Origin of the sequence: Bradyrhizobium liaoningense, assembly GCF_018130955.1 — a bacterium.
GTDB classification, from domain to species: Bacteria; Pseudomonadota; Alphaproteobacteria; order Rhizobiales; family Xanthobacteraceae; genus Bradyrhizobium; species Bradyrhizobium liaoningense_C.
The window spans coordinates 26,398-39,429 of record NZ_JAFCJM010000064.1 but is presented as its reverse complement, the minus strand read 5'-3'; the positions used below and the strand labels follow the sequence as shown (position 1 = coordinate 39,429).

Annotated in this window: 10 protein-coding genes; 2 read left to right on the top strand and 8 right to left on the bottom strand. The window is 64.0% G+C overall.

Annotated elements, in window-relative coordinates; translation table 11 throughout:
* Positions 1-197: 197 nt before the first annotated feature.
* The 3 genes from JQ632_RS40525 to JQ632_RS32505 form a co-directional block, all read right to left on the bottom strand.
* On the bottom strand, positions 198-2,252 hold the full coding sequence (locus tag JQ632_RS40525) for a TRAP transporter large permease subunit (protein ID WP_212406738.1): 2,055 nt from the start codon (positions 2,250-2,252) through the stop codon (positions 198-200).
* 101 nt (positions 2,253-2,353) lie between these two features.
* The gene (locus JQ632_RS32510; RefSeq protein WP_212406737.1) at positions 2,354-3,355 is read right to left on the bottom strand and encodes a DctP family TRAP transporter solute-binding subunit; all 1,002 of its coding nucleotides are present in this window, start codon (positions 3,353-3,355) and stop codon (positions 2,354-2,356) included.
* A 203-nt stretch (positions 3,356-3,558) separates the two neighbouring features.
* The gene (locus JQ632_RS32505; protein ID WP_212406736.1) at positions 3,559-4,329 is read right to left on the bottom strand and encodes a methyltransferase domain-containing protein; all 771 of its coding nucleotides are present in this window, start codon (positions 4,327-4,329) and stop codon (positions 3,559-3,561) included.
* Positions 4,330-4,457: 128 nt separating this feature from the next.
* Here JQ632_RS32505 and JQ632_RS32500 point away from each other — a divergent pair, with 128 nt between their 5' ends.
* Positions 4,458-5,201 (top strand): SDR family NAD(P)-dependent oxidoreductase, encoded by a 744-nt coding sequence (locus JQ632_RS32500; RefSeq protein WP_212406735.1) that lies wholly within the window; start codon positions 4,458-4,460, stop codon positions 5,199-5,201.
* Positions 5,202-5,336: 135 nt separating this feature from the next.
* The gene (locus tag JQ632_RS32495; RefSeq protein ID WP_212406734.1) at positions 5,337-6,725 is read left to right on the top strand and encodes an MFS transporter; all 1,389 of its coding nucleotides are present in this window, start codon (positions 5,337-5,339) and stop codon (positions 6,723-6,725) included.
* A gap of 16 nt (positions 6,726-6,741) precedes the next feature.
* On the opposite strand, the gene JQ632_RS32490 is transcribed toward JQ632_RS32495, so the two are convergent.
* The 5 genes from JQ632_RS32490 to JQ632_RS32470 form a co-directional block, all read right to left on the bottom strand.
* The gene (locus JQ632_RS32490) at positions 6,742-7,509 is read right to left on the bottom strand and encodes an ABC transporter substrate-binding protein (RefSeq protein WP_212406733.1); all 768 of its coding nucleotides are present in this window, start codon (positions 7,507-7,509) and stop codon (positions 6,742-6,744) included.
* A gap of 12 nt (positions 7,510-7,521) precedes the next feature.
* Positions 7,522-7,860 (bottom strand): cytochrome c, encoded by a 339-nt coding sequence (locus JQ632_RS32485; protein ID WP_249152699.1) that lies wholly within the window; start codon positions 7,858-7,860, stop codon positions 7,522-7,524.
* 95 nt (positions 7,861-7,955) lie between these two features.
* Entirely contained in the window at positions 7,956-9,674 is a 1,719-nt protein-coding gene (locus JQ632_RS32480; protein ID WP_212406731.1) for a PQQ-binding-like beta-propeller repeat protein, read from the bottom strand.
* Positions 9,675-9,997: 323 nt separating this feature from the next.
* The gene (locus JQ632_RS32475; protein WP_212406730.1) at positions 9,998-11,104 is read right to left on the bottom strand and encodes an FAD-dependent monooxygenase; all 1,107 of its coding nucleotides are present in this window, start codon (positions 11,102-11,104) and stop codon (positions 9,998-10,000) included.
* Between the two features lie 4 nt (positions 11,105-11,108).
* Entirely contained in the window at positions 11,109-12,818 is a 1,710-nt protein-coding gene (locus tag JQ632_RS32470; RefSeq protein ID WP_212406729.1) for a LodA/GoxA family CTQ-dependent oxidase, read from the bottom strand.
* Positions 12,819-13,032 lie beyond the last annotated feature (214 nt).

The window sequence follows — 13,032 nt, the reverse complement described above, 5'->3', positions numbered from 1 at the left end:
CTCGCCCTTCTCAACCGCCACCATAAAGCGCATCCGCTCGTCCACGGCACAGGTCTCCTTCCAACCCATCGGCAAAGCCCTCCTTGCCGACAGTTGACCTGTTACCCATGTCGCCGGTCTATTCTGTTACCCATGTAGCCGGTTAGGACCGAAGCCACCCTCTCCCACAAGGGGAGAGGGTGCACCTCCTAGCATTCTCAGCCCGAATGCATGCCAAGCACTCTTGGCAGCCACAGCGTCAGGTCAGGCCAATAGGTCACGACGACGAGGAAGGCGAGCATCGTCAGGAGCCACGGCATCACGGCCACCGCGAGCTCGGTGATGCGCATTCGCGCGATCATCGAGGCGACATATAAGTTCAAGCCTACAGGGGGATGGCAAAGCCCGACCTCCATGTTGACGTCGATCACGATGCCGAAATGGACGAGATCGATGCCGAGCTTCTTGGCCGCCGGCGCCAGGATCGGGGCCATGATCAGGATGATCGAGTTCGGCTCCATGAAGTTGCCGGCGAGCAGCAGCAGGATGTTGACCACCAGCAGGAAGCCGACCCAGCCGAGATTTTGCGCCGCGATCCAGTCGGCCAGTGTCGCCGGCAGGTTCTCGTTGGAGAGCACGAAGGAGAACAGCACCGCGTTGGTAACGATGTAGAGCAGCATCGCGCTGGTGTTGGCGGCGCGGAGCAGCACCCGCGGCACGTCCTTCAGGCCGATGGCCTTGTAGACGAAGACCGAGATGAAGAAGGAGTAGACCGCGGCCATCGCCGCGGCTTCGGTGGCGGTGAACAGGCCGCTATAGATGCCGCCGATGATGATGACGACCAGCATCAGGCCCCAAATGCTCTCGCGGAACGTGCGCACCGTCTCGCCCCAGCTCGCCTTGGGCAGGCGCGGATAGTCGCGCTTGCGGGCGATCCACCAGGTGACGATGCACAGCATCGTGGTCAGCATGGTGCCGGGTAACAGACCCGCGACGAACAGCGCGCCGATCGAGGTGTTGGTGGCGACCGCGTAGACGATCTTCGGGATCGACGGCAGCATCAGGATGCCGAGCGAACCGGCCACCGTGATGATACCGGCACCGAAGCGCATCGGATAGCCGTGACGGACCATCTCCGGCAGCACGATCGCGCCGATCGCGGCGACCGTCGCGACGCTCGATCCGCACACCAGCGCGAACATCGCGCAGGCGACGATGCCGGCAAGGCCGAGGCCGCCATACCAGTGTCCGATCAGCGAGGTCGCAAAATTGATCATGCGGCGCGCGACGCCGCCATGGGTGAGGAAGTTGCCGGCGAGAATGAAGAATGGGATCGCCATGATCTCGAAACTCTCGATGCCCGTGAAGAGCTTCATCGAGACCGCCTCGATCGGCACCGTCGTCAGCGTGAACAGGAACGTCATCACGGTGAGGCCGAGCGCGATCGAGACCGGCACGCCGGTCAGCATCAGCGCGATCAGCAGCGCGAACACCGTGGCGGCGCGCAGCGCGGGCGGCAGCACGATGATGCCGGCCTTTTCGCCGAGACAGATCGCCAGGATCAGGATCGGCGCCATGATCAGGATAACGCCGAGCGGACTGACCTTGCGGGCGGCGGCCTTGGTCGCGGCGCCTGCGGGCTGCGGATGCAGCGCGGGCGAGCCGTCGGCCTGGACGCCTTCGACATGGCTTTCGTCGTGATGCGGCAGCTCGCCGGTCCAGTAGTAGAACCACGCGACCTGGAGGAAGCGGTAGCACATCAGGCTGGAGCCGAGCGGGATCGCCAGATAGACGATCCACATCGGCGCTTCCAGGTCGTTCGACTGCTGCCCGGTGTGGAACATGCCACTCACGAAGGAGTAGCCGAAAGTCGCGATCATGCCGGTGAAGAACGCGCCACACAAAAGCGCAAACAGGATGACATGCTTGCGTGAATGCTCGGGCAGCCGATTGACCAGCAGGTCGACGCCGACGTGGATGCCGGTGCGCACGCCGTAGGCGGCGCCGAACTTCGCCATCCAGATGAACATGTAGATGCAGAGCTCCTGCGCCCAGGACACGTCGAGCGCGGCGAGCCAGGTGAAGGTCGCATTCGCAGGGGTCGCGATGAAGGTCAGACCGCGAGCGGTCGCCCATCGCGCGATGTCGATGGAGACGCCGGTGCCGTAGCGATGCAAAACGGCGAAGAAAATCAGCGTCGTTGCAGCCGCGATGAGGGTGGCGATCAGCCATTCCTCGAGATGGTCGAGCACGCGATTTATCACACGAAGCACGAGAGTCCCCCATTCTCAGACCGAAACGGCCGGGAGCGCGATCACTCCCGACCGTTTTTCTCGTTATGTGTTGGGCCGGCGGTACAGGACCAAGGCAGCCGTCAGTTCATCTTGACGTCGAGTTCTTTGGCGATGAGGTCAAGAACCTCCTGCCCGACCCGGCCCTTGGCCCATTTGTAGGTCGGCTGCATCGCCTCCTGCCAGGCCTTGCGATCGGCGTCGGTCAGGAAGTGCAGCGTGGTCTTGCCCGACTTCTTGATCTCGGCGAGCGCGTCGTCGTTCTCCTTGCGCGCGATCGAATTGGTGTACTCGGTCGCGTCCGCCATCGCCTTCTCGAGCTGGGTGCGGATATCAGGCGGCAGGCCCGACCAGAACTTCGAGTTGACGATCACGGCATATTGCAGATGCGCATGATAGGAGACGGTGATGTCCTTCTGCACCTCGAAGAATTTCTGCGTCAGGTAGTTCGAGGCGGTGTTCTCGCAGCCGTCGACCACCCCGGTCTGCAGCGCCTGGTAGACTTCCGAGAACGCCATGATCTGCGGGATCGAGCCGACGAGCCGGAAATACTGGTCGGCGACCTTCGAGCCGGAGATGCGGAACTTCAGTCCCTGAAAATCCGTCGGCTTCGTCAACGACCGGTTGGAGGAGACCATGTGGAAGCCGTTGTCCCAATAGGCGAGGCCCGTGATGCCCTTGGCCTCGAGCTTCTGGAACAGCCACTTGCCGACCGTGCCCTTCATGGCGTTGGAATAAGTCTCGTCGTCCTTGAACAGCCAGGGCAGGTCGAGCGCCTCGAACTCCTTCACCCCGAGCGGCGCGAACTTCGCGGTCGAGGGCGCCAGCATCTGTACGGAGCCGAGCTGAAGTGCCTCGATCTCCTCCTTGTCCTTATAGAGAGACGAGTTCGGGTAGACCTCGACCTTCACCTTGCCGTCGGTGTACTTCTCGGCGAGCTCCTTGAACTTGAGCGCGCCCTTGCCCTTCGGCGTATCGTTGGCGACGACGTGGCTGAACTTGATGACGATCGGGCTCTGGGCCATGACGGATGCAGGGGCCAGCACAATGGCGGCCGCCGCAACCGCAAGAAGCAGTTTGCGCATCAGATAACCTCCCAACAACCTCGGAAACCGGTTCTTTTTTTCTAGTTTCCGGCTTCAGTAGTGGCAGCAAACCGCCACCCGAACAACTAGACCTAAGCCGAATTTGGCGTCGGTCCAAATCGTCCTGAACAGCTTTGTATACGCAACGCCCTGCCCGCTCCAGTCCCTGGACGACGGGCCGCGTGCCTGATCGGCCCGCGCGGTTAACTCCTGCGCTGGGCGAGGATGAACAGCCGCCGGAACGGGAACAGGGTCTGGCCCGCCGCATTCTTCGGATAGGCTTTTGCGACGCGCTCGCCATAGGCGGCCTCGAAAGCCGCCTTCTCTTCGCCCTGCAACACGTCGAGATAGCGCGTCAGCCAGGTCCCCTTGGTCCATTCCTTGACCGGGTTCTCTCCCTCCAGGACCTGGAGATATTCGGTCTCCCAGATGTCGATATTTTGGGAAAGGGACGAGAGAAGATCGTGATAGAAGGCTGGCCCTTCGACCGGCGGCGGGGTCACGAGATGCTCGACCTTCGAGCGCCAGGGTCCGTTCAGCGCAGTCTCGCCGATCAGCACATGCGAGGGCGCGGTGAAATTGCGTGGCATCTGCACCGCGAGTATGCCGCCGGGGGCAACCCTGTCCATCACCGACGGGAAGAGTGCCGCGTGATTGGGCAGCCAGTGCAGCGCGGCATTGGAGTAGATCAGGTCATATTGCTGTGCGGGATGCCATTGGCCGAGGTCCTCGTGTGCCCATTGCACGTCGGGCGCAGCCTTGCGGCCCGCGGCGACCATCTCGGCCGAGCCCTCTACGCCGGTGACCGTCGCAGCCGGCCAGCGCTCCTTGATCAGCTTGGTGACGTTGCCGGCGCCCGCGCCGAGATCGGCGACGGTGCGCACGGCAAAATCGGGAATCCGCATGAGGAGATCGACCGCCGGCCGCAGCCGGTGGCCGGAGAATTTCAGATACTGCTGCGGATCCCAGACCATGCTTCGCGCACCTGTTTTTCGTGTTTCCTTCGTTGCATCACTTCGTTACCACTGCTCGTCCCGGTCCGGCAAATCGCCGGAGCGGGACAGGGCTGGAAGCGAATAGCAAGAAACGAAAAGAGAGAACCATGGACCTCGGGCTCAAGTCGAAGACTGCCGTCGTGACAGGTGCCAGCATCGGCATCGGCCGCGCCATCGCCAAGGGACTGGCCGCCGAAGGCGTGCGTGTGGTGGCGGTGGCCCGCCGCAAGGAATTGCTGGACCAGTTGGTGCAGGAGATCGGCGGCAACGCAATCACCCCGTTCGAGCAGGACGTGATGGAAAAGGACGCGGCCGAACGGCTCTCGGCCTTTGCGTTGAAGGAGCTCGGCCATGTCGACATCCTCATCAACAATGCCGGCGGCAGCCGGCCGCTCCCGGTCGATGCGCCCGACAGCAAATGGGACGAGGCGATCGCGCTCAACTTCACGAGCTACCGCCGTATCGCGCATGCGCTCCTGCCGCAGATGGTGGCGCGCAACTGGGGCCGTATCGTCAACATCACCGGCAAGTCGGAGCCGGAAGGGCTGAACGCCGCGTTTGCCGCCAAAGCCGCCGTGCATGCCTGGGCAAAAGGCCTGTCGCGCGAGATCGGCAAGCACGGCATCACCATCAACTGCATTCCGCCGGGCCGCATCATGAGCGAGCAGATCCGCCGCAACTATCCGCCTGATTATCGCGAGCGGTTCGCCGAGGAAGAAATCCCGGTCGGCTATTGGGGCGAACCGGAAGATCTCGCGGCGCTCGCGGTGTTCCTGTGCTCGCCGGTCGCGCGTTACATCACGGGCACGGTGATCCCGGTGGACGGGGGCTTGCGTCGGTATCAGTTCTGAGCCGCGCAAATCACGACCGCGTCACCTTACCGCTCACCGCATAGTCATCATGCGCTCCGGCATCTGCAGCAGGACGCCGGGGCGTAGTACATCCGGACATCCCATGTGCGGCGCGTCCGGAGACGATCGCAGGCAATGACACTGACGCTACCTGCGGCCGAATGCGTGCCCGATCCCACCATCACCGACGGCCTGCCGGCCGAGCGCCGGCCCTGGGCGGTCGCCGCGATCTTCACCGCGCTCGCGATGGCCTCGCTCGACACCGCGATCGCCAACATCGCCCTGCCCGCGATGGCCACCGATCTGCGCGTCAGTCCGGAGCAGGTGATCTGGGTGGTCAATGTCTACCAGATCGCGGTGGTCGCGACGCTGCTGCCGCTTGGCGCGCTCGGCGAGATCGTCGGCCACCAGCGCATCTATCTCGGCGGACTGATCCTGTTCACGATCGCCTCGCTGTTCTGCGCCGTGGCGTGGTCGCTGCCGAGCCTCCTGGTCGCGCGCACGCTGCAGGGCCTCGGCGCCAGCGGCGTCATGGCCGTGAACATCGCCCTCGTCCGCTTCGTCTATCCCTCGCGCATGCTCGGCCGCGGCCTCGGCCACAATGCGCTCGTCGTCGCGACTGCCCTGACCTTCGGCCCGACGATCGCCTCTGCGATCCTGTCGGTCGGAAGCTGGCCGTGGCTGTTTGCGATCAACATCCCGTTCGGGCTGATCGCGATCGGCATCGGCCTTGCGACGCTGCCGAAGACGCCGCGCGCCGCGCACAAATTCGACTTCCTCGGTGCCGCACTGGCCGCGATCTGCCTCAGCCTGTTCATCACGGGAATCGGCAGCGCCGCGCACAAGCTCTCCCCGTCCCTCGTCGGCATCGAGCTGATCGCGGCGCTCGTCCTCGGCGTTGCGCTGGCGCGCCGGCACGCCGACCATCCGGCGCCGATGCTGCCGATCGACCTGTTCGCCCGGCCGATGTTCGCGCTGTCGGCGGCAACCGCGGTGTGCGCGTTCACGACGCAAGGCCTCGCCTTCGTCGCGCTGCCGTTCTATCTCGAAGAAGTCCTGCACCGCTCTCAGGTCGAGACCGGCTTCTTCATGACACCGTGGCCGCTGGTGGTCGGCATCATGGCGCCGATCGCCGGTTACCTCTCGGACCGGCATCCTGTCGGCGTGCTCGGCGGCATCGGCTGCATCGCGCTCGGCGCCGGCATGGCTCTGCTCGCAACGCTCCCCGACCATCCCGGAACGATCGATATCGTCTGGCGCATGATGCTATGCGGGGTAGGTTTTGGCTTCTACCAAGCGCCCAACATGCGCGCGCTGATGTCGAGCGCTCCGCCGCACCGCTCCGGCAGCGCCAGCGGCATCGTCGCGACCGCCCGCCTGACCGGACAGACCACGGGCGCAGCGCTCGCCGCGCTGTGCTTTGCGCTGTCCGGGCACGATGGTGCCACCGTGGCGCTGGCGCTCGGCGCAGGATTTGCCGCGGTCGGCAGCGTGACGAGCTTCCTTCGGCTGACGGTGAAGTAGGGCTGGCGCCCTCGCGCTACTTCGGTGCTTGCAGGACGATGCCGTAGCGACCGTATATGCGGTCAATCGTGCCGTCGGCGCGCAACCGCTCCAGGGCGCCGTCGATCGCGTCGCGCAAGGCATCATCCGGCCGGATCATGCCGACGGCGACATTCCAGTTGAGATCGGCCTCGCTCTCGTCGCGATCCAGGATGCGAACCGTTTTGTCCGGATGGGTCGCATTGAAATAGCTTGCCGCGGTCGGCGTAACCGCAGCCGCGTCGATCTCATGGTTCGAGACGGCATCGAGGCTGTCGCTCTCGAAGCCGAAAATCGAGATCGGAACGCGCCGGCGCTTGATGATCATGGCGGCGACGGAGCCAACCTGCACACCGACCTTTGTATGCTCGTTGAGACTCCCAAACGACGTCAGCGTGCTGGACGACGGCACGGCCAATGCAACGCCGGTGCGATAATAGGGTTTTGATATCCTCAGACGGGTTTCGCCCTGCGCCTCGCGATCGGCGATGATGTCCAGGAGAATGTCGCAGTTGGTGCTGCGCATCTGGTACTGGGTGATGATCCAGTCGAGCCGCAGCGAAACGCCGAGCTCGCGGGCCAGCGCCTGTCCCATTTCCACCTGAAACCCGGGAGGATTGCCGGCCTTGCTCGCGAACGGCAGCGAGTTGGGATGGGCGCACAGGCCGATCTTGCCGTCCGATCGGATTGCATCCAGGGTTCGCGCCTGCGCCGGACCCGACAGTCCGATGACGAGACCGACCGCGAACAGGAGGGTTGTCTTCATTCGGCCTCACCCCTAACGCGGTTTCAGGGCCCGGATATATTTGACGATCTGGTCGATCTGCGGGCCGGTGAAGCTGCCTCCGAACGCCGGCATTGCACCTTCCTTGCCCCCGGCGATGCGGTTGCGCAGAAAGTCGTCATCGCGCGGCGAGTTCATCAGTTGCGGCCCCTTGCCGACAGCCCGGCCTCCGTCGGAATGACAGAAGCCGCATGTGCCTGCGAACAGCTGCTCGACATCGAGCGTTCCGTTGTCGGGCTCAGGGGTGGCCGCCTGCGCGCGAGCCGGCGCGGCGGACAGCAACGAGGCACCGAGCACCACCGGCAGCAGCGCGGTGATCTTCTTCGCGTGCAATTTCAAGTGTCCCGCTCCGTTTGCTGAAAACGCGGCGTTTGCAATGCGCGGGGAGCAGGCTTGCGCCCGCTCCCCGGCATCGACCAGCGAACCGCCTATTTCAGGCTGTAGACGATAAGCGCGCCGTCGTCGCGCGGCATGCTCTTGTAGACGCCGCCGAAGTTCGGCGCATACTCGTCCGCCAGCATGCCGCCAAAGCCGGCGGTCACGGCGATGTATTGCTTGCCGTTGGCCGCGTAGCTGATGATGCCACCCTGATGCCCGGTGCCGTTGTTGCGGTTCCAGAGCTCGGCGCCGGTTTCGGCATCGTAGGCATGAAGGATGCCGCGGGAGTCAGGCACGAACACCAGATTGCCCGCAGTCGACAGCACGCTCCCGAGCGGCGGCTCGGGATAGCGAACTTCCCACTTCTTTGCGCCCGTGATGGGATCGCGCGCGTCAAGATGTCCGTAGATCTCGCCGCCCGGAGGAGGCGCCATCTTGAAGTCGGCCCCGATGTTGAGCTGGGCCTGCGGCGTCGTGACCGGCGTCGTCTTCTGGATGTCGAGCGTCATGCACCATTCCTGGCCGATCTTGTAGTAAAGGCCGGTCTTCGGGCTGTACGAGCCGGCGTTCCAGCTGATGCCGCCACCAATGAACGGGCAGAGCGGCTCCGTGACCTTGCCTGCGGCGAAGTCGCGACGGCCGATCAGCGCCCCCGTCTTGGGATCGATATCCTTGACGAAGTTGATGTTCTCGACGAGCCGCCAGACGTTCTTCACACCGAGATTGCGATCGTAGACGAAGACGAAGCCACCCTTGTTCGGATGCACCACGTATTTTTCGCCGTCGCGCTCGAGCATCACGAACTCGCCGACGGAGCTGTCGAAGTCCCAGGCGTCGTGCGGCAGCTCCTGATGATAGGATTTCAGCTTGCCGGTATCGATGTCGAGCGCGATCACGGAAGTCGTATAGAGATTGTCGCCGGGACGCGCGCCCTGCGTCTTGTAGTCGGCGCCCGACCAGTCGTAGAGCGGTGCCGGATTGGCGGTGCCCCACAGCACGGAGTTGGTCTCGGAGTCGTAGGTGCCCGGCATCCAGCCGCCACCTCCGCCCGTGCGCCAGGACTCATTGCCCCAGGTCTTCATGGCTTCATCAGTGCCGGCAACCGTCAGGAACTCCCACTTCTTCTTGCCGGTCGTGGCATCGACGGCGAAAATCGGACCGCGGCCGGGCCACTCGCCGCCTTGCGAGCCGATGATCACCGTCCCCTTCGCATAAAGCGGCGCACCGGTGAATCCGACCGTGAGCTTCTGGGAATCGATCAACTTGGTTTCCCAGAGAACCTTGCCGGACTTCGCGTCCAGCCCGAGCAGCCGGCCGTCCATCGTGCCGACAAAGACCTTGCCTTCGCCCAGCGCGACCCCGCGATTGTAGGGAGAATGGGTCTGACGCGCGATCAACCCCTCATCCAGTTCCGGAAAGTGGGACCAGATCACCTCGCCCGTCGCGCCGTTGAGCGCGAACACCCGGCTGTACGACCCCGTGTAATAGAGTACGCCATCGGCCGCGAGCGGCATCGATTGCAGGCCGCGGGTCGACCGCCCTGGAATGTGGATCCAGGCAACGCCCAGATTGCCGATGTTGTTCGCGTTGATCTGCGCAAGCGGACTGTGGTGATGGGATTTGTAGGAGCCGTGATAAGTCAGCCAATCGTTTTGACCGGCGGCTTCGATCCGCGCGGTGTTCACCGACTGAGCCAGCGCCGGCGACATGGTGAGTACCGCAGCAACAGTAACAAGGGGTAAGCCAGAATAACGCCACTGCTTCTTCATCCGATCCTCCCGTTTATGTTTCGTTGACTGCATCATGAGCGTCGCCTGCGAGATTTCGCAGCTCAACGCGCGTCGCTACTCCCCCTGCACATGAGCCATCAATGAATTCACGTCTCTCCAGCGGAAGCGCCAGAGAGTCGCGATCATTGGACTGGCTGCTGTTGCACTCCCGCCCGCACCTCTAGAGTACGCCCGAGCGCTCGGAGTGCAACGTCGGAATGCACGCCCGAAGCGAAGGCAGAATGTCAATCGCGCTGACTATTTCGATTTGTTCCAAGTGGCATCATAGGCGCGGCGCTATGGCGCCAAGATGGCGCGGGTTCTCATCGCGTTGCAACACCCGCGCTCCTCCTGCTCCAGAAGAGGGAGCGAGGCCATCGTCTCTCCATGCCGTAATACTGTGTTCGTGTATCCTGATAGCCGATGTATTCGCGTTCTACTTGAAGAGCATATTGCTCGAGCGAAGCTTCATCGCCGCTCAGATGCGCTGCAATGGCAGCCGCAGCGCGCCGTCCATGATCCACGGCCTTGACGATGCCCTGCGATGCCAGGGGATCGAAGGCCATTGCGGCGTCACCAACGGCTATCCAGCCCGAGCCAACCGCGACATCCAGGCGCTGCGACCTGGCGGAGCGGGTGATAAACTCGCATGGGGGCGAAATGTCGCGGAGCCCGCGAGGCATGTGCACGGCCCGGCTCAGTTGATCGAGCCACCATCCACGCAGATCGCGCGCCGGGCCCCGGGGCAACAGATCATCGTCCGTCACGAACATGCATATGTGCCTGAGCGGACCCACGGCGGCGCAGTACCACCAGCCGTTCTCGACGGTCTCGACGAGGCTTCGCGTGCTCGCGCCGACGTCATCCGCGCAATCCCAGAATGTTGCGACGGCGACCTGGCGGTCATGCGCGAGGATCCGCGCACCTTGCTGGCGAGAGAACGTCGCGGCGCGCCCCGTCGCGTCGACGATGAAGGCGACCGCGACGTCGTCTGTGCCGCCATCGCGATCAATCCGGACCTGCCAGCCCATTTGGCTGCGCACTGCGCGCTTCAGGGACGCAAGACGCAGAACGCCCGCACCGGCCGTTTCGGCAGCACGGGCCAGATCAGCATCGAAGCGCGGACGCGACAGATTCAATCCGTGCTGACCGGGATGGAGAAAATAGTCGGTGTAATGGGCCGTCTCCGACCCCCAATAGGCGGTGACACCCGCGCTTCTGCCATGCACGTCGGCCACCGCCCGGAAGCCGGGCACGAGCGCTGTAAGCTGCAACATGCCCGCCGGCGTAAGATGCTCACCCAGGCGACGATCGTCGTACGCGCCGCGCTCGACCACGACGGCGGCAATATGCAGGCGCGCCAGCTCCAGCGCGGTCGCGAGGCCCGCCGGGCCGCCGCCGACGATCAGAACAGGGTCTTGCGCACACACGACATCATGCGACCGGCGCCCCCAGGGTTCGCTCGTCCTCGACGAATTTGCCGGCAGCCGGGTCGAACACCACAAACCCGAGCTCGGACCACGACTCGACCATGTTGAGGTGCCTGTTGCCGCCGAGGTCGGCGACGCCGCGGTCCCATCGCACCTTCGCGCCCCCCGTCTTCGGCGTGACATCGTCGGGGCGCTGCGATGGCCACCAGAAGTTCGAGCAGTCGACGAAATCCGCCTGCCAGGGAAGCGCCATCTTCTCGGTCAGGAAGCCGGCCGGATGAGCCGGGTCGATGCGAAACTCGCTGCGGAGATTTGGCTGCGGATGATACGTTGCGATGCGGGCGATGTCGTAGGTGCCCTCGATGCCGGGGTAGAACGAACCGCCCACGCAATTTTCGAGGGCCGCTTCGCAGAGCGCCCACGCCTGGCGCGCCACCGGGATATCGGCAAACGGCACCGGAGCCGGCGCTGAGCCCGGCCAATCGTCGTTGAAGTTGCCGTTCACCCAGTTGTCGATGTGCGCGAGCTGATACCGCGTCAGTGCAAGGAAGGTAAAGGTGGGACCGTCGGATGCGGGATTGGCCCCACTGAAGAGACGCGGCATCGTCCCGGGAGGAAGCTGCTCCGGTCCATTCGCCGTAGCGGCCATCTGCGTCAACCTCTGTGCGATCGCCTTTCGCTTGGCAGGATCGCTAAACCCGGCGAGCCGTGCAGCATCCGACAGCGGACGAATCACGCCGTTGGCATGCGCCGTACCGTGCACGCCGCTCAAATGGTCCGCACGACTGAGGATGGGGTACACGTCGTGCGTGAACGACGTCGTTCTGGGAGCCGTGAAGCGCCCGTCGCTTCCGGTCCGCGCCATGTTCACCGCCTGGTCATACCACGTGACGATGCCCTGGATGCCGGGAGCGTAGCGCGGCACCGTGACCAGCACCCAGGCCGGGACGACGGCTTGAGATTGCCCGTTGATGCGCAAGCTCGCGGAAACGGGACCGTCGGACACGCTGTCATACCAGCCGTCATTATCAGAGAACACATTGATCGACGCATTGAGCGGAGATCCCGATGTGCCGGGACCACCCACGACGAGGAGCCTCCCCGCGTCATCCGTTTTCAGCTTCGCAAGGACGATGTCGGACACCTTCGTACCCGCCGCGTTCGGATTCGCGAACTCGATCTCCCCCGAAAGAACCGGGCCCTTTGTAGCTGCACCCGCGACTGATCCGTCCGCGGAGATCACGAGCTTGCTGCGATCAAGGCCATTGTTGCGCAGGCCCGGATTGGGCGCCCGCCCGAGCGTGTCGCCGATGCGGAAGCCCGCAGCCTTGCGATTGGCGAGGCTCACGGTCCACTCGATCTCGATGCCGCTCCCGGCGACGATTTCTTCCGTCACCACCTCGTTCTCGCCGTCGTCGACTTCGACCTTGTAGATCCGAAAGCGCGCAGCCTGCGGCTTGATGCCGTGATCGGCGCCACGAAACGGTCCCGACGACACCTGACCGGGAGCCTCCGGTCCGATCATGAAGCTGTCGCTGCAATCTCCGATCCGGGCCACTCCGATGCTTGGATAGATGCGAAATTCGGTCCGTGCGCCCAGTCGCGTGCTGAGCGTCGGCAAAGCCAATGCCCCCCTGACGCGGCTCGGGGACCGGGCGCCGCGGACAGTCGCCTTCGCCTTCACTGTCTTCTTTGCTTTCTTTGCTGTCGCCATGTCGAATTCTCCCTGCTGCGGCCGGATGTCGGAGTTGCGCTGTTGACGCGCTCGGCGTTCAGTCGGCCAGGATAACGAGCTGTCCAAGGTTGGCGGCGAAGTTGGCGCAAGGCGCCCCGAGTGACGGATGTTCCGCGGCGGGCCGCAATCGCAACGAAGGACCCGCGAGGAAGGCAATAACGAAGGCGCATGTTCGCCTCCACGTGGCAACAAT